This window comes from Cryobacterium sp. MDB1-18-1 (assembly GCF_004402735.1).
GTDB classification, from domain to species: Bacteria; Actinomycetota; Actinomycetes; order Actinomycetales; family Microbacteriaceae; genus Cryobacterium; species Cryobacterium glucosi.
The window spans coordinates 88,533-115,266 of sequence record NZ_SOFR01000018.1; the positions used below are offsets into that span (position 1 = coordinate 88,533).

A 26,734-nucleotide genomic window follows, 5' to 3' on the forward strand; every position below is an offset into this window, starting at 1 on the left:
AACCGACACCACTATACCGGTGGGAGCGGCGATCGGGTCACGCGGGCTGGAGTTCGCCGATCGCGGCACGGTATGCGTCGAGCGAACGCGCCTCGCCGGGAGCCGTGATGAAGCTCGCACGGATGATGCCGTCCGGGTCGATCAGGAAGGTTGCGCGGTTCGAGAAACCCTTCTCCTCGAGGAAGACGCCGTATTCCTTGGCGACGGCTCCATGCGGCCAGAAGTCGGCGAGGAGGTTGAATCCGTAGTTCTCCTGCTCTCCCCAGGCGCGCAGCGCGTGCCGGGAATCCACGGAAATACCCAGGAGTTCAACACCACTGTTCTCGAACAGGCTCAGGTTGTCGCGCAGGGTGCACAACTCGCCACTGCAGATTCCCGAGAACGCGAGAGGGAAGAAGACCAATGCCACCGACTTGTCACCGCGATACTGGCTGAGCTGGATGTGCTCGCCGTACTGGTTGACCAATTCGAAGTCGGGTGCCTGGGTGTCATTCTCCAGAGCCATAGTGCGTCCTTTCCTGCGTCAGCCACCAGTGGCAAGCGCCGGAACAGCCTAGCCCCGGGGATGGGGGAAACCTAGACAATTCTTTCGCTGACAGCGTTCGTCGCGTACCGGCCGCGCGTGCGCGGCACACAGCTGGAATCTGTAGGCTGGCGTGGTGCCAGCGGTCCACAGGGACCGCTTTGCGGCACGCCTAACCAGGCACGGTCGCGTATCACACGACCTGCCCGATAGAGAGAGGTCGACTGTGACTGTCAACGACCAGGACCCATACTCGGTGAACAGCACGGATGCGGATCCGGAAGAGACGAAAGAGTGGTCCGAATCTCTGGACGCACTCGTGGCCGCCCAGGGACACGAGCGCGGCCGCGAGATCATGCTGAGCCTGCTCAAACGATCCAAGGAGCTGCACCTGGGCGTCCCCATGGTGCCCACCACCGACTACATCAACACGATCGCGGCCGGCAACGAGCCGGACTTCCCCGGCGACGAAGACATCGAGCGCCGCTACCGCGCCTGGATCCGCTGGAACGCAGCCGTGCTCGTGCACCGCGCACAGCGACCCGGGATCTCCGTCGGCGGACACATCTCGACATACGCCTCATCCGCCGCCCTCTATGAGGTCGGCTTCAACCACTTCTTCCGCGGCCAGGACCACCCGGGTGGCGGAGACCAGATCTTCATCCAGGGCCACGCCTCCCCCGGCACCTACGCCCGGGCATTCCTCGAGGGCCGCCTGAGCGCGAACCAGCTCGACGGCTTCCGCCAGGAGAAGTCGCACGCGCCGCAGGGACTGTCGTCCTACCCGCACCCGCGCCTGATGCCGGAGTTCTGGCAGTTCCCGACGGTGTCGATGGGCCTCGGTCCGATCAACGCCATCTACCAGGCGCAGACCAACCGGTACCTCACCAACCGCGGAATCAAGGACGCCAGCGACCAGCAGGTCTGGGCGTTCCTCGGCGACGGTGAGATGGACGAGGTCGAAAGCCGCGGCCAGCTCCAGGTCGCCGCGAACGAGGGTCTCGACAACCTCAACTTCATCATCAACTGCAACCTGCAGCGCCTCGATGGACCCGTCCGCGGAAACGGAAAGATCATCCAGGAGCTCGAGAGCTTCTTCCGCGGTGCCGGCTGGAACGTCATCAAGGTCGTCTGGGGCCGCGAGTGGGACGACCTCCTGTCCCGCGACGTCGACGGCGCCCTGCTCAACCTGATGAACGTCACCCCCGACGGCGACTACCAGACGTACAAGGCCGAGAGCGGCGCATACGTTCGCGAGAACTTCTTCGGCCGCGACCCGCGCGCCCTGAAGCTCGTCGAGGGCTACACCGACGACGAGATCTGGAACCTCAAGCGTGGCGGCCACGACTACCGCAAGGTCTACGCAGCGTTCAAGGCCGCGTCGGAGCACAAGGGCCAGCCGACCGTCATCCTCGCGAAGACCGTCAAGGGCTACGCCCTCGGCCCGAGCTTCGAGGGTCGCAACGCGACCCACCAGATGAAGAAGTTCACCCTCGAGAACCTGAAGACCTTCCGTGACAGCACGCACATGCCGATCACGGATGCCCAGCTCGAGGAGAACCCCTACCTCCCGCCGTACTACCGTCCGGACGAGAACGACGAGGCGATCCAGTACCTGCACGAACGCCGCCGCGCCCTCGGCGGCTACGTGCCGGAACGCCGGAGCAAGTACACCCAGGTCAACCTCCCGCAGGACTCGACGTACGCGCCGACCCTGAAAGGCTCCGGCACGCAGGAGATCGCCACGACGATGGCGTTCGTCCGTCTGCTCAAGGAGCTCCTGCGCGCCAAGGACTTCGGAAACCGCATCGTCCCGATCATCCCCGACGAGGCCCGCACCTTCGGAATCGACGCGTTCTTCCCGAACGCCAAGATCTACAACCCGAACGGCCAGCAGTACACGTCCGTCGACCACGCCCAGCTGCTCGCGTACAAGGAGAGCCCGCAGGGCCAGATCCTGCACGTCGGCATCAACGAGGCCGGCGCGATGGCCGCGTTCACGAACGTCGGGACCACCTACGCCACCCAGGGCGAGCCGCTCATCCCGATCTACGTGTTCTACTCGATGTTCGGATTCCAGCGCACCGGCGACGCCATGTGGGCCGCCGGCGACCAGATGGCCCGCGGCTTCATGATCGGAGCCACCGCGGGTCGCACGACCCTGACCGGTGAGGGACTGCAGCACGCCGACGGCCACTCGCCGCTCCTCGCATCCACCAACCCTGCCGTCGTGTCCTACGACCCGGCGTACGGGTACGAGATCGCGCACATCGTGCGTTCCGGTCTCGAGCGGATGTACGGCGGCCTGCACGACGACCCGAACGTCATGTACTACATCACCGTGTACAACGAGCCGGCCGTGCAGCCGGCCGAGCCCGACGAGGTCGACGTCGACGGCATCGTGCACGGCATCCACCGGATCAACCACTCGCAGGTCACCGGACCGAAGGCGCAGCTCCTGGCCTCCGGTGTCGCCGTGCCGTGGGCGCTCGAGGCGCAGGCCCTGCTCGCCTCCGACTGGGGAGTCTCGGCCGATGTCTGGTCCGTCACGTCCTGGGCCGAACTGCGCCGCGACGGCATGCGGGCGGAGGAGCACAACTTCCTCAACCCCGACCAGGGCCCGCAGGTGCCGTACGTCACGAAGAAGCTCGCCGGAGCTGCCGGCCCGTTCATCGCGGTCAGCGACTTCATGCACGCCGTGCCCGACCAGATCCGCCAGTTCATCCCCGGTGATTTCGCCACCCTCGGCGCGGACGGCTTCGGCTTCTCGGACACCCGCCCTGCCGCCCGTCGGTTCTTCAAGATCGACGGACCGTCCATGGTCGTCCGCACCCTCGAGATGCTCGCCCGTCGCGGCGAGATCGACAGGGCGGTCGTCGGCCAGGCCATCGAGAAGTACCAGCTGCACGACGTGACCGCGGGCACAACGGGCTCCGCCGGGGGCGAGAGCTAACCCGACCGTGGCCCCGGCACCGAAGACGAAGGAGCAGACGCTCGCCTGGTTGCGCACCATCTCAGGGGAGCTGTCCACGGCGACCCTGAAACGACTCGAGGACACGCTGCCCTGGTACGGCGATATGCCGCCAGGACGGCGGTCCTCGGTCGGGCTGGTGGCCCAGGCGGGCATCACGTCCTTCATCGCGTGGTTCGACGACCCGAAATCCACTCCGTGGATCGCGGCCGACGTCTTCGGTGCCGCCCCGCGGGAGCTGTTGCGCTCGGTGAGCCTGCAGCAGACCCTCCAGCTCATCCGGGTCTCCGTCGAGGTCGTCGAGGAACGCGTCAAGGACGGCGGCGAGATCCTCCGCGAGGCGATCCTGCTCTACTCCCGCGAGATCGCCTTCGGAGCTGCGGATGTCTACGCGCGCGCCGCCGAGGCACGCGGGCTCTGGGACGTGCGGCTCGAGGCCCTCGTGGTCGACTCGATCCTCAGCGGCGAGTACGACGACGAACTGCCGAGCCGGATCGCCGCACTCGGCTGGCACGGCCACGGCGAGGTCTGCGTGCTCGTCGGCACCACCCCGAAGATGCTCGATGTCGACCAGCTGCGCCGCTCCGCGCGGCACATGGCCGCCGACGTGCTGATCGGGGTGCAGGGAAACCGGCTTGTTCTCGTGATCGGTCGCGCGCACCCCGCCTCAGCGGACTCCGAGGACACCGTCGGGACGGCATCCGCCCTCACCTTCATGGAGATCGCGGTGCAACTGGAGCCGAGCTTCGGTGCGGGGCACCTCGTGCTCGGACACGAAGTACCGAACCTCGTCGACGCCTCCAAGAGTGCGAAGGCGGCCCTGGCCGGCTTCGCGGTCGCCCGGTCCTGGCGGAACGCGCCGCGCCCCGTCCAGGCGGACGACCTGCTCCCGGAGCGCGCCCTCGCGGGCGACCCGCTCGCCCGCGCCACGCTCATCCACCGCATCTACCGGCCGCTGCAGGCGCACTCGACCGAACTGCTCACCACCCTGTGGTGCTACCTCGACAACGGCCGCTCGCTCGAAGCGACCGCCCGGGAGCTCTTCGTGCACCCCAACACCGTGCGCTACCGCCTGAAGCGTGTCTCCGAGGTCATCGGCTACGACGCGACGGGCGCCCGTGAGGCACTCATCCTGCAGTCCGCGCTCATCCTCGGATCGATCAGCGACCACGACGGCTCCACCCGCCGACGCTGACACCCCTCGTTTGCCCGGTTTCTGCGGGAACCCACAAACGTTTTTCGGATACTTGGTCGATCATCGACACTCCGCGGCGAATTGACCTTGGGAGACTAGGGGAATGATTGTTGTCGTCTGTCCCGGACAGGGCTCGCAAACCCCCGGTTTCCTCGTCCCCTGGCTTGAAGACCCCGCTTTTGCGGCCGGACTCGACGCGATGTCCGCCGCGAGCGGACTCGACCTCGTCGCCCACGGGACGGTCAGCGACGCCGACACAATCCGAGACACGGCCGTCGCCCAACCCCTGATCGTCGCCGCCGGCATCCTCACCATGCGTACGCTCTTCGCCGCCGGACGCGGCGACCGCATCGCGGGAATCGCGGGGCACTCGGTCGGCGAGATCACCGCAGCAGCCGGGGCGGGCATCCTGAACGATGCCGACGCCCTCGGGTTCGTGCGGGAACGCGGCGCGGCGATGGCAGAGGCCGCAGCCCTCGAACCGTCCGGGATGAGCGCCGTGCTCGGCGGCGACGAAGCCGAGCTTCTCGCCCTCCTCACCGAACTCGGCCTCGAACCGGCCAACTTCAACGGTGGCGGCCAGGTCGTCGTCGCCGGCGCGATCGACGCACTCGCCCGTCTCGCCGCCGCTCCGCCTGCCCGTTCGCGTGTCATCCCCCTTCAGGTCGCCGGTGCATTCCACACCCGGTATATGCAGCCTGCCGTCGCCTCGCTCGCCGCGGTCGCCGCGCGTCTCATCCCCTCGAACCCGACCCTGCCGATCTGGACGAACCGGGACGGCAGCCAGGTCGCCGACGGCGCGCGGTTCGTCGGATATCTCGTCGACCAGGTCTCCTCGCCGGTACGGTGGGACATGTGCATGCAGTCTTTCGAGGCCGCCGGCGTCACCGGAATCATCGAGATCGCGCCAGCCGGCGCCCTCGTCGGCCTTGCGAAGCGTGCACTCAAAGGCGTACCCAGCGTCGCGATCAAGACCCCGGACGATTTGCCCGCCGCGTTTGCACTGATCGACCAGCAGTAAGCCCGACGGAAAGAGACCATGACCAAGCCCACACTCCAGCAGTCGCACGGCCCCGCGTTCACGCGCATCCTGTCGGTCGGTGCCGCCCGCGGTGACCTGACCGTTCCCAACGACGACCTGGTCGGTCCGATCGACTCGTCCGACGAGTGGATCCAGCAGCGTACCGGCATCATCAGCCGCGTCAGGGCCAGCAAGGACGTCCAGGCCGTCGACCTCGCCGTCGTTGCCGCCACCGAGGCCATCGAGAAGTCCGGCATCGACCCGACCCTGATCGACGCCGTCATCGTCGCCACCATCAGCAACGGCCGCCAGACCCCGTCGATGGCCGCCGTCCTCGCCGACAAGGTCGGCGCCAACCCGGCCGCTGCCTACGACATCAACGCCGCCTGTGCCGGTTACGCATATGCCGTGGCCCAGGCCGACGCCCTCATCCGCACCGGTGTCGCTCACTACGCGCTCGTCGTCGGGGCCGAAAAGCTCTCCGACCTCGTTGACCCGACCGACCGCAGCATCTCGTTCCTCCTCGGCGACGGCGCAGGCGCCGTCGTGATCGGTCCGAGCGACTACCCCGGTATCTCGAGCACCGTCTGGGGGTCCGACGGTTCCAAGGCCGGCGCGATCCAGATGAATCACACCCTGCAGGAATACCACCGCGGTGAATCCGAGTGGCCCACGCTCCGCCAGGAGGGCCAGACAGTCTTCCGCTGGGCGGTCTGGGACATGGCCAAGGTCGCCAAGCAGGCCCTCGAGGCCGCCGGCGTGACCAGTGCCGACCTCGCGGCCTTCATCCCGCACCAGGCCAACATGCGCATCATCGACGAGTTCGCGAAGCTGCTCAAGCTCCCGGAGTCCGTCGTCATCGCGCGCGATATCGCCACAACGGGGAACACCTCGTCGGCGTCGATCCCGATCGCCACGCACACCCTGCTTGCCGAACACCCTGAGCTCAGTGGCGGTCTCGCCCTGCAGATCGGCTTCGGAGCCGGACTGGTGTTCGGCGCGCAGGTTGTCGTGCTCCCGTAGTTTTCCCGTACCGCCTCTAAACTGAATCTCGGTCATACGAGACACCCCAAGGAGAAAAAAATGGCATTGTCCACCGAAGAAGTACTGTCCGGCCTCGCTGAGCTCATCAATGATGAGACCGGCATTGCGGCTGACACGGTTGAGATGGGTAAGTCGTTCACCGACGACCTCGACATCGATTCCATCTCGATGATGACCATTGTCGTCAACGCAGAAGAGAAGTTCGACGTGAAGATCCCCGACGAAGAGGTCAAGAACCTTAAGACCGTCGGCGACGCCGTCGACTTCATCGTCAAGGCCCAGGACTAAAACTAACGAGCCCAGGCCGGCCGGCATCGCCGACCGGCCTGGTCTGTGGGCTCCGCCCGCCGTTTTGATGTACCACGGAGAGTTGCATATGACCAAGAAGATCGTTATCACCGGAATCGGTGCGACCTCCCCTCTCGGAGGCACTGCCGCCGAGACCTGGGCTGCGCTGTTGAACGGCGAGTCCGGCGCCACAACCCTCGAGCAGGAATGGGTCGCACGCACCCAGCTGCCGATCACCTTCGCCGCGCAGGCGCGGGTCCCCGCCAGCGAGGTCCTCGCCAGGCACGAGATCAAGCGTCTCGACCCCTCGAGCCAGTTCGCGCTGATCGCCGGCCGCGAGGCCTGGGCGGATGCCGGATCTCCCGAGGTCGAAGCCGACCGGCTCGCCGTCGACTGGGCCACCGGCATCGGCGGCGTGTGGACCCTCCTCGACGCCTGGGACACCCTGCGCGAACGCGGCCCACGCCGCGTGCTGCCGATGACCGTCCCGATGCTGATGCCGAACGGTCCCGCCGCGGCAATCGGCATGGACCTGCACGCCCGCGCCGGTATCACGACCGTCGTCTCCGCCTGCGCGTCGAGCACCGAGTCCCTCGTCAACGCCTATGACCGGCTGCAGGCCGGCCGCGCGGACGTCGTCATCGCCGGTGGCTCGGAAGCCGCGATCCACCCACTGCCGATCGCGTCGTTCGCGGCGATGCAGGCGTTGTCCAAGCGGAACGACGACCCGGCCCATGCCTCACGCCCGTACGACGTGTCACGCGACGGCTTCGTGCTCGGCGAGGGTGCAGCAGCACTCGTCGTCGAAACCGAAGAACACGCCAAGGCCCGCGGTGCGCACATCTACGCCGAACTGCTCGGCGGTGCCGTCACGAGTGACGCGTACCACATCACGGCTCCCGATCCCGAGGGATCGGCGGCCGCCCGGGCCATGGTCACCGCCATCCGCAACGCGGGTGCCGATCTCAGTGATGTCGCCCACATCAATGCGCATGCGACAAGCACGCCAGTCGGGGACATCGCTGAGTACAACGCACTCCGTCGCGTGTTCGGCGACCTGCTCGAGGGCATCCCCGTTTCCGCGACGAAGGCATCCACCGGGCACCTGCTCGGTGGTGCAGGTGCGATCGAGGCGTTCTTCACCGTGATGGCGCTCTCGACGCGGACCGCCCCGCCGACGATCAACCTCGTCGAGCAGGACCCGGCCATTCCGCTCGACGTCGTGACCTCACCGCGCACCCTGCCCGGCGGCAACCTGCTCGCGATCAGCAACTCGTTCGGATTCGGCGGCCACAACGCCGTCGTGGCCTTCCGCTCGGTCTAGTCGACAAGCTCGGTCCCTTCGGACGTCTATCAGTAACAGGCTCGACCCCCCGGGGTCGGGCCTGTTCTCGTTTCCGCCTTTTCTCGTTTCCGCCAGGTGTCTCCTTGGCCTTGTGCGAATGAGGACTGTCAGCCGACCTTGTGCAGCCAGACCACGGAATTGAAGTCGCTCGCGTGCCTGAAGGGTTCGAGTTCGTCGTCCCAGGCCTGCCCGAGGGCGAGGCGCAGTTCGCGATGCAGTTCGACGGCGTTCGCGCCGGCGGATTCCATGGCGTAGCGAATCCGGTCTTCCGGGATCACGATGTTCCCGACGGTGTCGGTCTGGGCGAAGAAAATGCCGAGCTCCGGCGTGTGCAGCCACCGCCCGCCATCGACGCCGAACCCGGCGTCCTCGGTCACTTCGAAGCGCAAGTGGTCCCATCCGAGCAGCGCGGATGCGAGGCACGCGCCGGTCCCTGGTGCGCCCTCCCAGTGGTATTCGGCGCGCTGGGAACCCGTGAGCACCGGCTGATCGGACCAGTCGAAGTTGACGGCCTCGCCGAGGGCGCGACCGACCGCCCACTCCACATGCGGGCTGAGTGCCCGTGGCGACGAATGCACCAAAAGCACCCCTCGCGCAGTTGGTGGCCGGCGCGCAGGTATTGCTGTCATCGATTTTCTCCGTTCTGTGAGATGCGTCTTCCCCAACGACCTCAGAACTGCGGATTCAATACGATGCAAGCGAGTGTGAACTTGTCGCTACGACGGAATTGCTGCCGTCTCCTTGGATTATGCCTCAGCCGCCTGTGGGTATTCAAGGAAGATCGGGTTATTTGATCCCACCAGTTCAACCGGTTCCCGCGCGTTTTCCCGTGGACCGGTTCGCTATACTCGGTATAGCTATCTCTCGCTTCGGAGGCCCGGTGTCGGTACGCAGTTGTCTGCTTGTGATCCTGTCGATCGGTCCGGCATACGGATTCCAGCTTCACGCTGAACTCAGTTCCCGTACGGCCGGTCGCCGGAACGTGAACGCCGGCCAGGTCTACGGCACTCTCGAGCGACTCGTGAAACAGGGAGTCGTGGAATCGGCAGGGACCACTGACGACGGACTCCCCCTGTACCGGGCGACCTCGTCCGGATTGAGCGAAGCATCTGCCTGGCTGACCGCGACGGAGAGCGCCGTCGGCGAGGAGTGGAACGACCTCGTCGACCGGGTGCTGCTCGCGTCGTCACTCCGTGATACGGACGTTCTCGGCATCATCGCCCGCTATCGCACGCACTGGGAGTCCGACCTTGCGGACTCCGGTCCCGGCGCAGGAAGCGACAACACCGTCGCCGGGGCGCACGGCGGGGAGCTCCGGCCGGGCGCCGGGCAGGACCTGCTCGGCGCGGGGGCGCGGCATGCCCTCGCGACCGCGGCACTGGCCTGGCTCGAGAGCACGGAGCGCACGCTGGCCGCCGCCCCAGGCGAGTTCGGGCACGGTCTCAATCTTCAGAAGCCACGGCGCGGCCGGCGGCCGGCGGTGGCGGCATAGCTCGATCACGGCGTCCAGTCCGGAAGAAGTATGAGACGCAGCCCGTGGACGATGCAGCCCGTGGACGACTTCGCCGAAAGTCGAGACGATCGGTTCAGTCGTGCAGCGGCGTGCCGTCCGCGGCCAGGACCATGCGCTCGCCGGCCTCGATCGGGATGGTGAGTCGGTTCTGGGCAGGTGCGATCGGGCAGTTGAAGTTGTAGCTGAAGGCGCACGGCGGCAGGTAGGCCCGGTTGAAGTCGAGGCGAATCGTTCCGTCGCCCTCCGGTGAGACGCGCAGGAATCGGCCGACGCTGTAGGTGCTGACCCCGTTGGTCGCGTCGGCGAACACGAGGAGCAGGCTCGGCCCGTCCTCGAAGGCAACGAGGTTGTAGTCGATGCCATCCCTGGTGAAGGTGATCTCGCCGGGCAGGGCGCGCTGGCGGGTCCGTCCCTCATCCTGCAGGTGTGCGATGCTGACCTCACCCCGCCCGGGGATCGGCGTGAACGTCGCCTCGACCACCCAGCCCGGATCGTAGGGGAATGCATCGATCCGGCCGAAATCGCGGATTCCCTCGGAGGCGGCGTCCCAGACCCGGAGGGCATACCCGCCGTCTTCGCCGGCGATCACCGTTCCCGTGAGCGTGTCGCTGAAACGGATGCTCGAGGGCTGCATCGCGTCGAGTCCGGCCACGAGCACCGATCCGTCGACCACGTCACCGTCGACGGTGATCCCCTCGCTCGCTGCCGCTGTCAGCGCGAGCCCGGACACCCCAGCGGGGAGCGGCGCCCAGAGCCCGGGGACGCCCCAGACCGGCTGGCCGACCGCGGGGTCACCGGTGATCCACTGGGTGTTCACGAGGGCGAGGTTGCCGCGCGGGCCGACGACCGCGCGGGAGCGTGCGTCCCGGAATTCGGCGAGCCGTGCGAGTGCGGCGTCCGTCCGGTCCTGGTCTGTGCTGCCCTGGGCGTCGTTGCCTTGGAATGCGCCGCCCTGGTCTGCGCTGCCCTGCTCTACCTGCTGTGTCATGCCTGCGCCATCCCGTCGTGTGAGTGTCTTCAGTGCAACGGTCACGGGCCCGGGTTTATTGCCGCGGCGGGCGCTATTTCGCGTCGCCGTAGTTGTCGACGGTGGCGACGGTCAGCAAGAAGTCGACAGGGAAGGTGCCGAACAGGTGCCTCCCCGCCGTGGCCGCGGCATCTTCGACAATGGTCGCGACCCTGGCCGCCAGATGCTCCGGGGTATGCACGATGACCTCGTCGTGGAGGAAGAACACCAGGTGCGGGATATCGGCGAACACGACACCGCCCCGACCGGAACGGGACCCGGAAGAAGACCCGGAAGGAGCCCGGGAAGGAGACCGGGAAGGAGACCGGGGCTCCAACCCGGATCCGGCATCTGCGCCGACGTCCGACGCCAGTTTCCGGAGTTCCCGCCGGATTTCCGCCATCCAGCACAACGCCCACTCGGCCGCACTCCCCTGCACCACGAAGTTGCGCGTGAAACGACCCCAGTCCCTGGCCTGGGTGCGCGCCCTCCGCTCATCGGCATCGCCGGCTCCCTCCGACGAAGCCAGAGACTGCGCGGCATACCACTCTTCTCCGGGAGGCGGCGAGGACCGGCCCAGCCTGGTCGTGACCTGGTCGCCGCGCTCGCCTGCGCGCGCGGCTGTCTCGGTCAACGCGAGTGCCCGCGGATACGCCCGCGCGAGCCGGGGCAGCAACCGCCCGCTCTCCCCCGTCGTCGCACCGTACATCGCGCCGAGCATGGCCACCTTGGCGTGGGCGCGGGTCTCGACGACGCCGCTCGCGACGATGCCGGCGTAGAGGTCCGTGCCACGGCCGGCATCCGCCATGGCCGTGTCGCTCGAGAGCGCCGCGAGGATGCGCGGTTCCAGCTGGGCGGCATCCGCGACGACGAGCTTCCAGCCCGAGTCCGCGACAACAGCACCGCGCACCTGCTTGGGCAGTTGCAGGGCTCCCCCGCCCCGGGTCGCCCACCGGCCGGTCACGACGCCGCCCGGCAGGTACTCCGGGTGGAAGCGACCGTCGACGATCCAGGTGTCCATCCAGTACCAGCCGTTGGCGCTCAGCAGCCGGGCGAGCTTCTTGTACTCGAGCAGGGGCTCGATCACGGGATGGTCGAGCTCCTTGAGTTCCCAGGCCCGGGTCGAGGTCACGGCGAGTCCGGCCCGGCGCAGGGCGCGGGTGAGCTCGGGCGGGGAGTCCGGGTTGACGAGGGGGTCTCCGAGTGCCAGGCGGATGCGTCCGACCAGTTTTTCGAGGAGCGCCGGCCGGATCCCGGGGCCGACCCTCGGACCGAGGACCCTGGTCAGCAGCTCGTCGTGCACGTCGGTGCGCCAGGGCAGTCCGGCGAAGCGCATCTCGGCGGCGATGAGCGCGCCGGCGGACTCCGCGGCGAGCAGCAGGCGCAGCCGCCCCGGCTCCTCGCTCTCGGCGACGGCCGTGAGCTGGCGCCGGAACTCGGCACCGGCGTCCGTGAAGCCCGCGTCCGCTTCTCCGGCGGGATCGATGTCCTCTCCGAGCAGTTCGAAAAGCGTGGCTCCGGGATCGCGGGTCTCCGCGACGATGGCGAGGGCGGCATCCCACCGGCTCGGTGCCGCCGTTGCGAGGTCGCTCGCGGCGGTGAGGACGGAGTGGCGCAGGATCGCGTGGCAGAGCCGCAGGTCGTGGGCACGTTCGACGCGGACGCCGGCCTCGAGCAGGACCGGGTAGATGCTCGCGGTGTCCTCCCAGAGCCAGCGCGGCGACCCGGGTTCCTCCTGGAGCACATACCCGGGGAAGTCGTCCGCCGACACCGGGCGGGCGGCACCGAGAGTCACACCCCCGGCGTTCAGCACCTCGACGAGGAACTCCCCGTTCCCCCTTCGACCGACCAGTATGTACACGCCTTCCATTCTGCCAGCGCGCACCGACGACCCTCGCTGCGACGAGCGACCGCGCACATTGCACGGGAGCGCGCACCAGCGCAGAGAAACCGTTAGGTTCCGCCGGTGCGCCGTATGGATACCGTGAGGACCCCATTCTCCGCCCCGAATCCGGCGTAATCCTGTGGAGTACCCCGGTTCCGACCCCGGGATACCCGCGCCTGCACCGGCGCGGTCACCGTGTGGATGGAGTTCTCCTGTGCCCGACCTCGTGCTTGACATCGTCTACGTTCTCGGCGTGATCGCCGTATTCGCCCTGATCGGCCTCGTGGCCAAGGGAGTCGAGAAACTGTGATCGTCTTCGACCTGCTCGGCGCCCTCCTCGCCGTCGCGGCCCTGGCCTACCTCGTGCTCGCGCTCGTGAAGCCGGAAAGGTTCTGATGGACCTCTGGTTCGCCGTTCTCCAGGCGCTCACCCTTGCGCTTGTCCTCGCCCTCATCTATCGCCCCCTGGGCGACTACATGGCGGCGTTCTACCAGTCGTCGCGTGACAACCGGGTCGAGCGCGGCTTCTATCGCCTGGTCGGGGTCAATCCCCGGTCGCAGCAGACCTGGCAGTCCTACCTGCGCAGCGTGCTCGCCTTTTCCCTCATCGGCGTGCTTTTCGTCTACGTCATTCAGCGAGCCCAGGCGGTACTGCCCTATTCCCTGGGCTTTCCGGCCATCCCGTCGGGCCTGTCGTTCAACACGGCCGTCTCATTCGTGACCAACACGAACTGGCAGTCCTATTCACCCGACGTGACCATGGGCTATTCGGTGCAGATGCTCGGCCTCGCCGTGCAGAACTTCGTATCCGCCGCGGTCGGCATCGCCGTTGCGATCGCCCTGGTGCGCGGTTTCGCTCAGCGCCGGACCGGCACGATCGGCAATTTCTGGGTCGACCTGACCCGCGGGGTACTGCGCCTGCTGCTCCCTGTGGCGATTCTCGCCGCGCTCGTCCTCCTCGCCGGCGGCGTCATCCAGAACCTCACCGGCTTCACGGACGTCACCACGATCACGGGCGCCACCCAGTCCATACCGGGCGGGCCGGTGGCCTCGCAGGAGGCGATCAAGATGTTCGGCACGAACGGCGGCGGATTCTTCAACGCGAACTCGGCGCATCCGTTCGAAAACCCGACCGCGTGGACGAGCATGTTCCAGATCGTTCTCATGCTCGCGATCCCGTTCAGCCTGCCCCGCACCTTCGGCACGATCGTCGGCGACAAACGACAGGGCTATGCCATTCTCGGAGCGATGGCCGCCATCTTCGTGGTCTCCCTCACCGCGCTCACCCTCTTCGAGCTCGGCGGTGCCGGAACGGCCCCACTCGCAGCGGGTGGCGCCATGGAGGGCAAGGAACAGCGCTTCGGCATTATCGGGTCCGCCCTCTTCGGGACGGCGTCGACCCTCACCTCGACCGGTGCCGTGAACTCGATGCACGACTCCTTCACGGCCCTCGGGGGCCTGATGCCGATGCTCAACATGATGCTCGGCGAGGTCGCCCCCGGCGGCACGGGGTCCGGGCTCTACGGAATGCTCATCCTCGCCGTGATCACGGTCTTCATCGCCGGCCTGCTCGTCGGCCGCACTCCCGAATACCTCGGCAAGAAGATCGGCCCGCGCGAGATCAAGATCGCCAGCCTCTACATCCTGGTGACCCCGACCCTCGTCCTCGCCGGAACGGCCCTGAGTTTCGCGATCCCCGCCGTGCGAGCGGATGTCGAGGGCACCTCCATCTGGAACCCCGGGCTGCACGGTCTCTCCGAAGTGCTCTACGCCTTCACCTCCGCGGCCAACAACAATGGTTCCGCCTTTGCGGGACTGACGGCCAACACGCCGTGGTTCAACACGGCGCTGGGCGTTGCCATGCTCCTCGGCCGTTTCCTGCCGATCGTCCTCGTGCTCGCCCTCGCCGGAGCCCTCTCCGCCCAGGACACCGTTCCTGCGACGCGCGGCACCCTGCCGACCCACCGCATGCAGTTCGTCGGGCTGCTCGTCGGCGTGACGGTCATCATCACGGCGCTCACGTACTTCCCGGTGCTCGCGCTGGGTCCGCTCGCGGAAGGGCTGCAGTAGCCATGACCACCGCCTCCGGCACCCAGGCTCCCCCGTTCCTCTCCTTGTCACCACTCACGCCGGACTCCCCGACAGAAGGGCAGCAGTAATCATGTCGACAGTCACCGAAGCATCCACCTCTCCACGGGGCGAGGGCCGAGCGCCCGCTGGAGAACATCCGCGGAAACGCGCATCGAGCGCGATCAACCTTGCCCAGCTCGTCGCTGCACTCCCGATGGCGGCGCGCAAGCTCGACCCCCGGCTGATGTGGCGGAACCCCGTCATGTTCATCGTCGAGGTCGGTGCCGCGCTCACCACGCTGCTCGCGATCGTCGAACCCTTCCTCGGCGGACCGGCCCGTTCGGGCGGCGGCGACGTACCGGCGAGTTTCACCGTCGGCATCGCATTCTGGCTCTGGCTCACCGTGATCTTCGCGAACCTCGCGGAAGCCGTCGCCGAGGGCCGCGGCAAGGCGCAGGCCGACAGCCTCCGCCAGACCCGAACCAGCACGATCGCCAACCTCGTGGCCGGCTACGACGAGGCAGCGGATGCCGCGGCCGAACGGGCCACCGTCTCCGCCGTCTCCTCCGCCGACCTGACACTGGGCGATACCGTGATCGTGACCGCCGGGGAGCTCGTCCCCGGAGACGGCGACATCGTCTGGGGCATCGCGTCGATCGACGAGTCCGCGATCACCGGTGAATCCGCACCCGTCGTTCGTGAGTCCGGCGGCGACCGGAGCGCCGTCACCGGCGGCACCCGGGTGCTCTCCGACCGGATCGTCGTCCGCATCACGAGCAAGCCGGGCGAGACCTTCGTCGACCGCATGATCGCCCTTGTCGAGGGCGCCTCCCGGCAGAAGACCCCGAACGAGCTCGCGCTCAACATCCTGCTCGCGAGCCTGTCGATCGTGTTCCTCGTCGTCACCCTCACCCTCAACCCCATCGCGGGATACTCCGCCGCCGCCGTGAGCCTGCCCGTCCTCGTCGCCCTGCTCGTCTGCCTGATCCCGACCACGATCGGCGCCCTGCTCTCCGCGATCGGCATCGCAGGAATGGACCGGCTCGTGCAGCGCAACGTGCTGGCCATGTCGGGACGCGCAGTCGAGGCGGCAGGCGACGTCACGATCCTGCTCCTCGACAAGACCGGCACGATCACCTACGGCAACCGGCAGGCACGGGAGTTCACCCCGCTCGCCGGGGTCGACAGAGGCGAACTCATCAACGCAGCAGCACTGTCCTCCCTGAGCGACCCGACCCCAGAGGGCAAATCGATCGTCGACCTCGCCATCGAAACCGGGTTCGGGAATCCGGGAATCCTCGACGCCGTCGTGGTGCCCTTCACGGCGCAGACCCGGATGAGCGGGATCGACCTGCCCGACGGCTCCTTCGTGCGCAAGGGCGCCGGCTCCGCCGTGCTCGCCTGGGTGAGCGAAACCACGAACGTCGAGTCGACGATCCTCGACGACCTGAACGCGACCGTCGAACGGATCTCAGAACTGGGCGGCACCCCCCTCGTCGTGGCCGAGGGCAGCGCTGCGGGCAACACGGCGGACAACTCGGCGGTCCCTGGATCCGGGGCGCGGCGGATCCTGGGAGTGGTGTACCTCAAGGACATCGTCAAGGAGGGAATCGCCGAACGATTCGCCGAACTGCGCAGCATGGGCATCCGCACGATCATGGTGACCGGCGACAACCCGCTGACCGCCAAGACGATCGCAGCGGAAGCCGGCGTCGACGACTTCCTCGCCGAGGCCACCCCAGAGGACAAGCTCGCCCTCATCCGGCGTGAGCAGGAGGGCGGCAATCTCGTCGCCATGACGGGCGACGGAACGAACGACGCACCGGCACTCGCCCAGGCCGACGTCGGGGTCGCGATGAACACCGGCACCAGCGCCGCGAAGGAGGCCGGCAATATGGTCGACCTCGACTCTGACCCGACGAAGCTCATCGATATCGTCCGAATCGGCAAACAGCTTCTGATCACCCGCGGCGCCCTCACCACCTTCTCGATCGCCAACGACATCGCCAAGTACTTCGCGATCATCCCGGCCATGTTCGCAGGAGTCTTCCCCGGCCTCGCCGTGCTGAACGTGATGCAGCTGCACTCGCCAGCCTCGGCGATCCTGTCCGCCATCATCTTCAACGCGATCATCATCGTTGTACTGATCCCGCTCGCGCTTCGCGGAGTCACCTACCGTCCGGCCGCCGCCGCGAGCGTGCTCAGCCGCAACCTGCTGATCTACGGCCTGGGTGGTGTGATCGCACCGTTCCTCGGGATCAAGCTCGTCGACCTCTTCGTCGCATTGCTCCCCGGTTTCTGACCCGCCGGACCTCTCCCCAACCTCACTTCCACGGAAACGGACAACGTCACCATGAGTTCCCCTCGCAGCTCGGCCCGCCAGTACGGCGTCGCCCTTCGCGCCATGCTCGTCTTCACCGTCATCCTCGGTGTCGCCTATCCCCTCGCGATCATGGCCTTCGGGCAGGTCGCCCTGCCGAACCAGGCCAACGGTTCCCTCATCCAGGGGGGTTCTGGAGCGGTCGGCTCCTCGCTGATCGGCCAGTCATTCACGGATGCCCAGGGAGCGGCCCTTCCGGAGTGGTTCCAGTCCCGGCCATCCGCAGCGGGCGACGGCTACGATGCGGCGGCCTCCGGCGGCAGTAACCTCGGTCCGGAGAACGCGGACCTGATCGCCGCGATCGCCGACCGGACGTCCGCAATCGAGGGATCCGACGGCGTGACCGCCGCCCAGATCCCCGCTGACGCGCTCACGGCATCCGCGTCGGGTCTTGATCCCCAGATCAGCGCGGAGTACGCCCGGATCCAGGTGAACAGGGTCTCGGCGGCCCGCGGCCTTCCGGTCGCGACGGTCAGCGCCCTGGTCGAGTCTAGGATTCAGGGACGGGACCTTGGTTTCCTCGGCGAACCCACCGTCAACGTGCTCCAACTGAACCTCGCCCTCGCGGCGCTGCCCGGCCAGGGCTGAAAGGCGTGACATGAAACGCGGTCGACTGCGGGTGCTGCTCGGTGCCGCACCGGGCGTCGGCAAGACCTACGCCATGCTCGAAGAGGGCAGGCGGCTGCACGCAGAGGGCAAGGACGTCGTCGTCGCGGTCGTGGAAACCCACGACCGCCCTGCGACGGCCGCGATGCTCGAAGGACTCGAGGTTGTGCCGCGCCTCGTCAGGCGGCACCGCGGGATCGAACTCACCGACCTCGACCTGGATGCTGTCCTCGATCGCGCACCCGCGATCGCACTCGTCGACGAGCTCGCCCACACCAACGCCCCCGGACTCGCCCACGACAAACGGTGGCAGGACGTCCAGTCCATCCTCGACGCGGGCATCGACGTCATCTCGACGGTCAACATCCAGCACATCGAGTCGCTCAACGACGTCGTGCAGCAGATCACGGGTGTCCCCCAGCGCGAAACCCTCCCGGACAGCGTGCTGCGTGCCGCGGATCAGGTCGAGGTGATCGATCTCGCCCCGCAGTCCCTGCGCGACCGGCTCGCCGAGGGCCACGTCTATCCCGCGGCCCGGATCGACGCCGCCCTGTCGAATTACTTCCGACTCGGCAACCTCACCGCCCTGCGCGAGCTCGCTTTACTCTGGCTCGCCGACGAGGTCGACACGGCACTCAAGAACTACCGGGCCGAACACGGCATCGACAGCAAGTGGGAAGCCCGCGAACGTGTCGTCGTCGCGCTCACCGGCGGGCCGGAGGGCGAGACGCTGCTGCGCCGCGGGGCACGGATCGCCGGGCGCGCAGCCGGGGGCGAGCTCCTCGCCGTGCACGTGATCAGCCAGGACGGACTCCGCTCCGCACACCCCGGCGCGCTCGCGGCCCAGCGGGCCCTCGTTGAGAAACTCGGCGGCAGTTACCACCAGCTCGTCGGCGACGACGTCCCGAGCGCCCTCGTCGAATTCGCCAGGGCCTCGAATGCGACCCAGCTCGTGATCGGTGTGAGCAGGCGTACCCGGCTCAAGGCGGCCTTCAGCGGGCCGGGAATCGGCACGACGGTCGTCAGGGAGTCCGGAGACATCGACGTGCACGTCGTCACGCACTCCGCCGCGGGCGAGCGGATGCGCCTCCCCCGGATCGGCGGTGCACTGAGCCTCCGCAGACGGCTGGCCGGCCTCGGCCTCGCCGTCGTCGGCGGTCCGCTGCTCACCGCGCTCCTCGTGGCGACCCACAGCGAGGAATCGATCACGAGCGAGGTGCTCAGCTATCAACTCCTCGTCATCGTCGTCGCCCTCGTCGGCGGACTCTGGCCTGCCCTGTTCGCCGCGCTGCTCTCCGGGCTCACCCTCGACTACTTCTTCGTGAACCCGCTCTACACCGTCACGATCGCCGAACCCGCACACGCCCTTGCGCTCGTCCTGTACCTGGCCAACGCGGGCGTCGTCAGCTACGTCGTCGACCTCGCCGCCCGACGAAGCCGCAGCGCCCAGCGCGCCGCGGGTGAGTCAGAACTCCTCGCCACCGTTGCCGGCAGCGTGCTCCGCGGCGAGGACGCCGTTCCCGCGCTCGTCGCCAGGACCCGCGAGGCCTTCAACCTCACCGGGGTGCGCCTGTTCGCGGGCGGGACGTTGCTGTACTCCGACGGCTCGCCCGCTCAGGCCGGCCCGGACACCCCCCTCGCAACGGTCCCCGTCGGGACCCGGGGCACCCTCGAGCTCTCCGGACGCGACCTCGCAGCGTCCGAGCGACGACTGCTCGGCGTGATCGCGACCCAGCTCGACGCCGCGCTCGAACACAGCGACCTCGCAGAGACGGCCAGTGCGATCGGACCGCTCGCCGAGGCCGACCGGATGCGCAGCGCCCTTCTCGCCGCCGTCGGTCACGACCTGCGGCGGCCGCTCTCCGCTGCGACAGCCGCTATCAGCGGGTTGCGCTCGGCCGAACTCACGCTGTCGCCCGCCGACAGGGAGGAGCTCTTCGAGACGGCCGAAGAGAGTCTCGAGTCGCTGGCCGGCCTCGTCACGAACCTCCTCGACGTCAGCCGGGTGCAGGCCGGTGCCCTCGCGGTCTCCCTGGGCCCCGTCGACGCTGCGGACGTCGTGCTCCCCGCACTCGATGAGCTCGGCGTCGGGCCGGACACGGTTGAACTCGAGCTCCCTCCCGGGCTGCCGCCGATGCTCGCCGATGCCGGACTCCTGCAGCGGGTCGTCGTGAACGTGCTGGCCAACGGCATCCGTTTCTCACCGACGGGCGGGCGCGTACTCGTCGCGGCGAGCGAATTCGGCGGCGTCGTCGAACTGCGGATCATGGACCGCGGGCCCGGCATTCCCGCCGACCGGCGCGATGAGGTCTTCCTTCCGTTCCAGCGCCTCGGCGACACCGACAACCTGACCGGCCTCGGCCTCGGCCTCGCACTCGCGAAGGGATTCACCGAGGGCATGGGCGGTCGGCTCGAGGCGGAGGACACCCCGGGCGGCGGGCTGACGATGGTCATCGCCCTGCCCGCATTCGACCCCGCAGCGCCGGCGGGCCAGACAGCCGGCACGGCCGCAGCCACGGGCACTGGCACTGGCACTGGCACCGATGAGGAGACCTGAGTGAAGATCCTGATCGCAGACGACGACCCGCAGATCCTGCGTGCGCTGCGGGTCACCCTCGGCGCGCGCGGCTACGACGTCGTGACCGCCAGGGACGGCGCTGAGGCCCTCGCCGCGGCAGCGCATGAGCATCCCGACCTCGTGATGCTCGACCTCGGGATGCCGCACCTCGACGGGATCGAGGTCATCGCCGGCCTGCGCGGCTGGACCCAGGTGCCGATCCTCGTCGTCTCAGGGCGCAGCGGCGCCGCCGACAAGGTCGACGCTCTCGACGCGGGAGCGGACGACTACGTCACGAAGCCGTTCTCCATCGACGAACTGCTCGCCAGGATCCGCGCGCTCACCCGGAGGCTCGGCCCGGTCGACTCCGGTGCCGAACCGGTGATCATGCTCGGCACGATCGCCGTCGACCTCTCGGCACGGAGCGTCGTGCGCACGGGCACGGGTTCCGGGGGCGCTCCCGGAAAACCCGAGGCCATCCGGCTCACCCCGACCGAGTGGCGCATCCTCGAGTTCCTGCTGCGCAACCCGGGGAAGCTCGTCTCCCGGCAGTCGCTGCTGACGGACATCTGGGGTCCGCACCACACGACGGACTCCGGCTACCTGCGCCTCTACCTCGCCCAGCTGCGCAAGAAGCTCGAACCCGACCCGGCGCATCCGCGCTATCTGCTCACGGAGGCCGGAATGGGCTACCGCTTCACCCCCGATCCGTAGCCCCTGCCGGTCTGCTGCCGGCCCTGCCTGCTGCCCGGCCCCTGCCTGATCCCCGCACCCGGCCCACCCGGACCGGGAGGGCCGGGTGGGCGGCGAGGGTCAGTCTGTCGTGTCGTCGAGGGAGTCGCTCGCGGCGCGGCCACCCGTCAGCGGGATGCGCACGAGTTTGCCGACCGGGGTCGGCGCTCCGTTCGCGTCCGGACTGATCGCATCCGTCGTGAGGTAGAGCGCACCGTGGCGCAACTCGATCGCGGCCGGCTGCGACACCGCCACGAGCGCACTCGGCGTGTCCGAACCGGAATCGAGCACCGACACCTGGCCGGTGCCGTCCGGACCCCCGAACAGCTCGGCGACGTAGATCGTGCCGTCGTCCTGCGAGACCGCGAGGCCCGTCGCACCGACGAACCCGGTCGCGACGAGTTCGACGTCACCGGAGTCCGGATCGACCCGGTACACCGAGCCGCGCGCGCCGAGGCTCGCGTCCTCGGGCCCGCCTGGGAGCGACGTGACGTAGAGCCAACCGTCCGGGCCGAGCTCGACATCCGTCGGAACCGGTTCGAAGCGGTAGTCGTGCCCGGCTGCACAGGCGGGGAAACCGATATCCGCGATCATCGCCGCATCGATCGTGATCGGGTCGCTCGGCGGAAGAACCGCGGTGGTGGACACCGTGCCGTCCCAGTCGACGTGCAGGATCGCGTTCCCGCCGGCATCCGCGACGTACACCCCGTTCCAGAGGGCGAGCGACGCGTACGGGTGCGTGTCGACGACCCCCGTGTACGCCGCCGGAATGAACGGCGGCTGGGCCGGATCGAACTGGGCGGCACACGCCGGGTCGAGGTCGACGAACCCGTAGCTGTTGTCCTGGTCCGGGTTCGCCGAATTCTCGTAGGCCCAGATGTCGGCGAGCTGTGCGTCCGTGCCGTCCGGCGCGATGGACCTGAGCGTGGCCGCGCTGTGGTCCTGCGCCACCCGGGCGTAGTAGACGGTGCCCTTCCGCGCGGTGACCGCGGAGATCTCGTCGCCCGGGGCGCTCGCGATGGTCGCTGTCGTTCCGTCGCGGGCCACCCTCGTGAGTTCGCCGGCGAAGTTCTGGCTGACGTAGACGGTGTTGTGCCGGCCGACCTCGAGGCTGAGCGGGCCGAGCAGGCCCTCCGCGAGCGTCACCGGCGCGCCTGTTCCTTCCCCGTCGCCGTCGCCGTGTCCGGATCCCTGTCCGGCCGATGCCGGGGTGGCGCCGAAGAACGCCACCGCGAGGGAGGCGCACGCCACCCCCGCGAGGAGCCGCCTGCGTAGTCCTGTTCCGTGCCGTGCTGTTCCGTGCCGTGCCGTTCCGTGCAGTCCTGTTCCGTGCAGTGTCCTGGTCATGATCTCTGTTCTCTTCACGATCGGCTCTCGCCACGACCGCTGGGACAGAAGCACCGGAAGACAAGCGCTGCGCAGGTACGCCGAGAGCAGATGACGGTTGCATGTTGTCAAGCACCGCGGAGAGAACGTGTGATGCACAGCGTCTCCCGGGGAGGCCGGCACACACACGGGTGCCGACGCTGGCAGATTAATCCGAAGCCTGTGCATTGTCTAGGTCTTTGCCATGAACCGAAAGGAAATGCCCGATCGGCGGGTCATTGACTTCGCTGGGGCCCGGGGCCACTATGTGTGGCATCCAGTGCCCCCCATTCCGCAGGGCATGCCTCAATGGGGAGGGTCCGTGCAAATTCCGGCACCATTCGAATACGCCCGCGCCGACACGGTCGACGACGCCATCGCACTGCTGTCCCGGCACGGCCCCGAGGCCCGCATCATCGCGGGCGGTCACAGCCTGTTGCCGATGATGAAGCTCCGGCTGGCCAGGCCGGAATGGCTCATCGACATCAACGACCTGTTCGAACTCGACTTCGTGCTGCGGGACGGAGACCGGTTGCGGATCGGCGCCCTCACCCGGCACACGACCCTCCTCAAGTCCGCTGAGATCGCCGCGCTCTTCCCGATCGTCGGCGACGCCGAGCGAGTGATCGCAGACCCGATCGTCCGCAATCGCGGCACGATCGGAGGTTCGCTCTGCCAGGCCGATCCTGCGGAGGACCTCGCGACCGTCTGCGATGTGCTCGGTGCCGAGGCGATCGTTCGCGGTCCCCTCGGCGAGCGGATGCTGACCATGACCGAGTTCCATCGCGGAGCCTACGAGACGGCGGTCGCCGCGGATGAGCTGCTCTGCGAAGTGCGCATCCCGATCCGGCTGCGCTCAGGAAGCGCATACGAAAAGGTCGAGCGCAGGGTCGGCGACTGGGCCGTCGCCGCGGCAGGAGCCGCGCTCTCGTTCGCGGAGGACGGCACGATCGCGGAGGCATCCGTCGGCCTGACCGCCGTGGCGCTCGACGGCACCGTCGGCGCGGTCACGGAGCTGCTCCGCGGTGAACGCCCCGGCGAGCAGCTCTTCATCGAGGCCGGCCGCCTCGCAGCACTCGCGGCCGACCCGGTCGCCGACCAGCGCGGACCGGTCGACTACAAGCGGCACCTCGCCGACGAGCTCACCCGCCGCGTCCTGCGCCGCGCGACAGATCGTGTCGCGGAGTTCGCCGGCGCGACCGGGCACCCCACCACACCGCAGGAAGGCTGAATCCATGCAGATCACCATGACGGTGAACGGGACCGACGTGACCAACGAGGTCGAACCGCGCGTCCTGCTCGTGCACTACATCCGCGACGTGTTGAGGCTCACCGGAACCCACTGGGGCTGCGACACCTCCAACTGCGGTACCTGCGTCGTGCTCATGGACGGGCAGCCGGTGAAGTCGTGCACCGTGCTCGCGGCGATGGCCGATGGTCATGCGATCACGACGGTCGAAGGCCTCGCCACCGGTGGCACCCTCGACCCCGTGCAGCAGGGCTTCATGGAGGAACACGGGCTGCAGTGCGGGTTCTGCACCCCCGGCATGATGCTCACCGCCCGCGCTCTCCTCGACGTGAACCCGCACCCAGACGACACCGAGATCCGCCGGGCGATCTCGGGGCAGATCTGCCGCTGCACCGGCTACGCGACGATCGTCCGTTCGGTGCACTGGGCAGCAGACCACCCGGCGGGCATGACCGAAGCGGATGCCGCAGGTGGCGACCCCGCAGCGCTCGACGACTCGGCGGGCACGACCACGGAACCGGGCGCCGCCGCCGCGGAAGCGGCCAGGGCGATCCCGGCCTCGCAGACGGAACCGGAAGAGGTGACCGCATGACCATCCTGCAGGAACACGCACCCAACCCGGCGGCGGACGACGAGGGCCGCCCGATCGGCTACGGCCGGCTGCAACGCAAGGAAGACCCCCGTTTCGTGCGCGGCCGCGGCCACTACGTCGACGACATCACGCTGCCCGGAATGCTCCACGGCGCGATCCTGCGCTCACCGGTCGCGCACGCCCGGCTCGTCTCGATCGACACGACCGCAGCCCTCGCCCACCCGGGCGTCGTCGCCGTCATCACGGGGGCCGACCTGCTCGGCCTCGGCCTCGCGTGGGCGCCGACCCTCTCCGCCGACGTGCAGGCGGTGCTCGTGACCGACAAGGTGCGCTTCCAGGGCCAGGAGGTCGCCTTCGTCGTCGCGGAGGACCGCTACGCCGCCCGGGACGCACTCGAACTCATCGAGGTCGACTACGACGTGCTCCCGCCTGTCGTCGACGCCAGGAAAGCGCTCGACGCAGACGCACCGGTCGTGCGCGACGAGATGGAAGGGCGCACCGACAACCACATCTTCGACTGGGAGGCAGGCAACAAGGCCGAGACGGATGCCGTCTTCGCCGCAGCAGACGTCGTCGTCAGCCAGGAGATCGTCTACCCGCGATCGCACCCGGCTCCCATGGAGACCTGCGGCGCCGTCGCAGACTTCGACGCGGTGACCGGCAAGCTCACACTCTACGAGACGAGCCAGGCCCCGCACGCCCACCGGACCCTGTTCGCCATGGTCGCGGGCATCCCGGAGCACAAGATCCGGATCGTCTCCCCCGACATCGGCGGCGGCTTCGGCAACAAGGTCGGAATCTACCCGGGCTACATCCTCGCCGTCGTCGGCTCGATCGTGACCGGCAAACCGGTGAAATGGATGGAGGACCGCTCGGAGAACCTGATGTCGACCTCCTTCGCCCGCGACTACATCATGCAGGGCGAGATCGCCGCGACGAAAGACGGCAGGATCCTCGCCGTGCGCACCAACGTCCTCGCAGACCACGGTGCCTTCAACGCCACGGCGCAGCCCACGAAATACCCCGCCGGCTTCTTCCACATCTTCACCGGAAGCTACGACCTCCAGGCCGCGCACTGCTCGGTAACCGGCGTCTACACGAACAAGGCGCCCGGCGGTGTCGCATATGCGTGCTCCTTCCGGGTCACAGAGGCCGTCTACCTCGTGGAGCGGCTCGTCGACATCCTCGCCGCGAAGCTCGAGATGGACCCGGCGGAACTGCGCCTGAAGAACCTGATCAAGCCGGAGCAGTTCCCCTATCCGAACAAGACCGGCTGGGAGTACGACTCCGGCGACTACGAGCGTGCACTGCGGCTCTCGATGAAGATGGCCGGGTACGACGACCTGCGCCGGGAGCAGCAAGCCAAACGCGACCGCGGCGAACTGATGGGCATCGGTATCTCGTTCTTCACCGAAACGGTCGGTGCCGGCCCGCGCAAGCACATGGACATCGTCGGCCTCGGCATGAACGACGGCGCGGAACTGCGCGTGCACCCGACCGGCAAGGCGGTGGTACGCATCTCGGTGCAGAGCCAGGGCCAGGGCCACGAGACGACCTTCGCCCAGATCGTCGCCGAGGAGATCGGCATCCCGCCGGAGGACATCGACGTCGTGCACGGCGACACCGACCAGACGCCGTTCGGCCTCGGCACCTACGGCAGCCGGTCGACCCCGGTCAGTGGCGCCGCCGTGGCCCTCGTCGCCCGCAAGGTGCGCGAGAAGGCCCGGTTCATCGCCGCCGCCATGCTCGAGACCCGCCCGGAAGACCTCGAATGGGAGAAGGGCCGCTGGTTCGTCAAGGGCGACCCGAGTGTCGGCAAGACCATCGCCGAGATCGCGATGGGCGCATACGGCACCGTAGCCCTGCCGGAGGGGATCGACGGCAACCTCGACGCCGAAGTGACCTACGACCCGCCGAACCTGACCTTCCCCTTCGGCGCCTACATCTGCGTCGTCGACGTCGACCCCGGCACCGGGCACGTCACGGTGCGCCGGTTCGTCGCCGTCGACGACTGCGGTACCCGGATCAACCCGATGATCATCGAGGGGCAGGTGCACGGGGGCCTGACCGACGGCGTCGGCATGGCGCTCATGCAGTTCATCGAATTCGACGAGTCAGGCAACAACCTCGGCGGCTCCTTCATGGACTACCTCATCCCGACGGCGATGGAGGTGCCGGACTGGGAGACCGGGTACACCGTGACCCCCTCGCCGCACCACCCGATCGGAGCGAAGGGCATCGGAGAGTCCGCGACGGTCGGTTCACCCCCCGCGATCGTCAACGCGGTCGTCGACGCCCTCGCCCCGTTCGGGATCACGCACATGGACATGCCGTGCACGCCGGCACGGGTGTGGGCGGCCATCCAGGGTCGTCCCCGCCCGCCGATCTGATTG

21 protein-coding genes are annotated in these 26,734 nt (G+C 68.2%); 16 read left to right on the forward strand and 5 right to left on the reverse strand.

The features are described 5' to 3' along the window. Positions 1 to 37: 37 nt before the first annotated feature. A complete protein-coding gene (locus E3O50_RS04750; RefSeq protein WP_134446478.1) occupies positions 38 to 505 on the reverse strand; it encodes a peroxiredoxin in 468 nt (155 codons plus the stop codon). A gap of 244 nt (positions 506 to 749) precedes the next feature. Between E3O50_RS04750 and aceE the strand changes: the two genes are divergently transcribed. From aceE to E3O50_RS04780, 6 genes are all read left to right on the forward strand, one after another. Beyond that, positions 750 to 3,476, forward strand: a complete 2,727-nt coding sequence (aceE, locus tag E3O50_RS04755; protein ID WP_134558429.1) for a pyruvate dehydrogenase (acetyl-transferring), homodimeric type — start codon at positions 750 to 752, stop codon at positions 3,474 to 3,476. A 7-nt stretch (positions 3,477 to 3,483) separates the two neighbouring features. Next, complete coding sequence (locus tag E3O50_RS04760) at positions 3,484 to 4,689, forward strand: helix-turn-helix domain-containing protein (protein ID WP_134446476.1); 1,206 nt, start codon at positions 3,484 to 3,486, stop codon at positions 4,687 to 4,689. A gap of 103 nt (positions 4,690 to 4,792) precedes the next feature. Beyond that, a complete protein-coding gene (locus E3O50_RS04765) occupies positions 4,793 to 5,710 on the forward strand; it encodes an ACP S-malonyltransferase (protein ID WP_134558430.1) in 918 nt (305 codons plus the stop codon). An 18-nt stretch (positions 5,711 to 5,728) separates the two neighbouring features. Then, entirely contained in the window at positions 5,729 to 6,733 is a 1,005-nt protein-coding gene (locus E3O50_RS04770) for a beta-ketoacyl-ACP synthase III (RefSeq protein WP_134446474.1), read from the forward strand. A 60-nt stretch (positions 6,734 to 6,793) separates the two neighbouring features. Then, positions 6,794 to 7,042: an acyl carrier protein gene (locus tag E3O50_RS04775; protein ID WP_134446473.1), complete on the forward strand. Its 249-nt coding sequence runs from the start codon at positions 6,794 to 6,796 to the stop codon at positions 7,040 to 7,042. A gap of 88 nt (positions 7,043 to 7,130) precedes the next feature. After that, positions 7,131 to 8,366, forward strand: a complete 1,236-nt coding sequence (locus E3O50_RS04780) for a beta-ketoacyl-[acyl-carrier-protein] synthase family protein (protein WP_134558431.1) — start codon at positions 7,131 to 7,133, stop codon at positions 8,364 to 8,366. 128 nt (positions 8,367 to 8,494) lie between these two features. On the opposite strand, the gene E3O50_RS04785 is transcribed toward E3O50_RS04780, so the two are convergent. Next, a complete protein-coding gene (locus E3O50_RS04785) occupies positions 8,495 to 9,016 on the reverse strand; it encodes a DUF3145 domain-containing protein (RefSeq protein WP_134446471.1) in 522 nt (173 codons plus the stop codon). Between the two features lie 251 nt (positions 9,017 to 9,267). Between E3O50_RS04785 and E3O50_RS04790 the strand changes: the two genes are divergently transcribed. Then, the gene (locus E3O50_RS04790; RefSeq protein ID WP_166790608.1) at positions 9,268 to 9,879 is read left to right on the forward strand and encodes a PadR family transcriptional regulator; all 612 of its coding nucleotides are present in this window, start codon (positions 9,268 to 9,270) and stop codon (positions 9,877 to 9,879) included. A 94-nt stretch (positions 9,880 to 9,973) separates the two neighbouring features. Here E3O50_RS04790 and E3O50_RS04795 read toward each other — a convergent pair whose 3' ends face one another. Continuing rightward, a complete protein-coding gene (locus E3O50_RS04795; RefSeq protein ID WP_134558433.1) occupies positions 9,974 to 10,888 on the reverse strand; it encodes a DUF1684 domain-containing protein in 915 nt (304 codons plus the stop codon). Positions 10,889 to 10,961: 73 nt separating this feature from the next. Beyond that, positions 10,962 to 12,767, reverse strand: a complete 1,806-nt coding sequence (locus E3O50_RS04800; RefSeq protein WP_241975258.1) for a bifunctional 3'-5' exonuclease/DNA polymerase — start codon at positions 12,765 to 12,767, stop codon at positions 10,962 to 10,964. Positions 12,768 to 13,097: 330 nt separating this feature from the next. Between E3O50_RS04800 and E3O50_RS04805 the strand changes: the two genes are divergently transcribed. From E3O50_RS04805 to E3O50_RS04830, 6 genes are all read left to right on the forward strand, one after another. After that, complete coding sequence (locus E3O50_RS04805) at positions 13,098 to 13,187, forward strand: potassium-transporting ATPase subunit F (RefSeq protein WP_134446468.1); 90 nt, start codon at positions 13,098 to 13,100, stop codon at positions 13,185 to 13,187. Then, a complete protein-coding gene (kdpA, locus tag E3O50_RS04810) occupies positions 13,187 to 14,860 on the forward strand; it encodes a potassium-transporting ATPase subunit KdpA (RefSeq protein ID WP_134558434.1) in 1,674 nt (557 codons plus the stop codon). The genes E3O50_RS04805 and kdpA overlap by 1 nt, the downstream gene beginning before the upstream one ends. Before the next feature lie 91 nt (positions 14,861 to 14,951). Beyond that, a complete protein-coding gene (gene kdpB, locus E3O50_RS04815) occupies positions 14,952 to 17,162 on the forward strand; it encodes a potassium-transporting ATPase subunit KdpB (protein WP_134558435.1) in 2,211 nt (736 codons plus the stop codon). A gap of 51 nt (positions 17,163 to 17,213) precedes the next feature. Next, positions 17,214 to 17,828, forward strand: coding sequence for a potassium-transporting ATPase subunit KdpC (gene kdpC, locus E3O50_RS04820; RefSeq protein ID WP_134446465.1), 615 nt, complete (start codon positions 17,214 to 17,216; stop codon positions 17,826 to 17,828). A 10-nt stretch (positions 17,829 to 17,838) separates the two neighbouring features. After that, positions 17,839 to 20,403, forward strand: coding sequence for a DUF4118 domain-containing protein (locus E3O50_RS04825; protein WP_134558436.1), 2,565 nt, complete (start codon positions 17,839 to 17,841; stop codon positions 20,401 to 20,403). After that, positions 20,404 to 21,117, forward strand: a complete 714-nt coding sequence (locus E3O50_RS04830) for a response regulator transcription factor (RefSeq protein WP_134446463.1) — start codon at positions 20,404 to 20,406, stop codon at positions 21,115 to 21,117. It abuts the gene before it with no gap. A gap of 99 nt (positions 21,118 to 21,216) precedes the next feature. On the opposite strand, the gene E3O50_RS04835 is transcribed toward E3O50_RS04830, so the two are convergent. Next, positions 21,217 to 22,482 (reverse strand): ScyD/ScyE family protein, encoded by a 1,266-nt coding sequence (locus E3O50_RS04835; RefSeq protein ID WP_166790609.1) that lies wholly within the window; start codon positions 22,480 to 22,482, stop codon positions 21,217 to 21,219. 340 nt (positions 22,483 to 22,822) lie between these two features. Between E3O50_RS04835 and E3O50_RS04840 the strand changes: the two genes are divergently transcribed. From E3O50_RS04840 to E3O50_RS04850, 3 genes are read left to right on the forward strand one after another with little or no spacing between them, the layout of a single operon-like run. Continuing rightward, positions 22,823 to 23,731 carry a xanthine dehydrogenase family protein subunit M gene (locus tag E3O50_RS04840; RefSeq protein WP_134558438.1) on the forward strand — a complete coding sequence of 303 codons (909 nt, stop codon included), beginning with the start codon at positions 22,823 to 22,825 and terminating at the stop codon, positions 23,729 to 23,731. A 4-nt stretch (positions 23,732 to 23,735) separates the two neighbouring features. After that, positions 23,736 to 24,341, forward strand: a complete 606-nt coding sequence (locus E3O50_RS04845; protein ID WP_134446460.1) for a (2Fe-2S)-binding protein — start codon at positions 23,736 to 23,738, stop codon at positions 24,339 to 24,341. After that, on the forward strand, positions 24,338 to 26,731 hold the full coding sequence (locus E3O50_RS04850; RefSeq protein ID WP_134446459.1) for an aerobic carbon-monoxide dehydrogenase large subunit: 2,394 nt from the start codon (positions 24,338 to 24,340) through the stop codon (positions 26,729 to 26,731). Before E3O50_RS04845 ends, E3O50_RS04850 begins: the two co-directional genes overlap by 4 nt. The last annotated feature ends 3 nt before the right edge of the window (positions 26,732 to 26,734 follow it).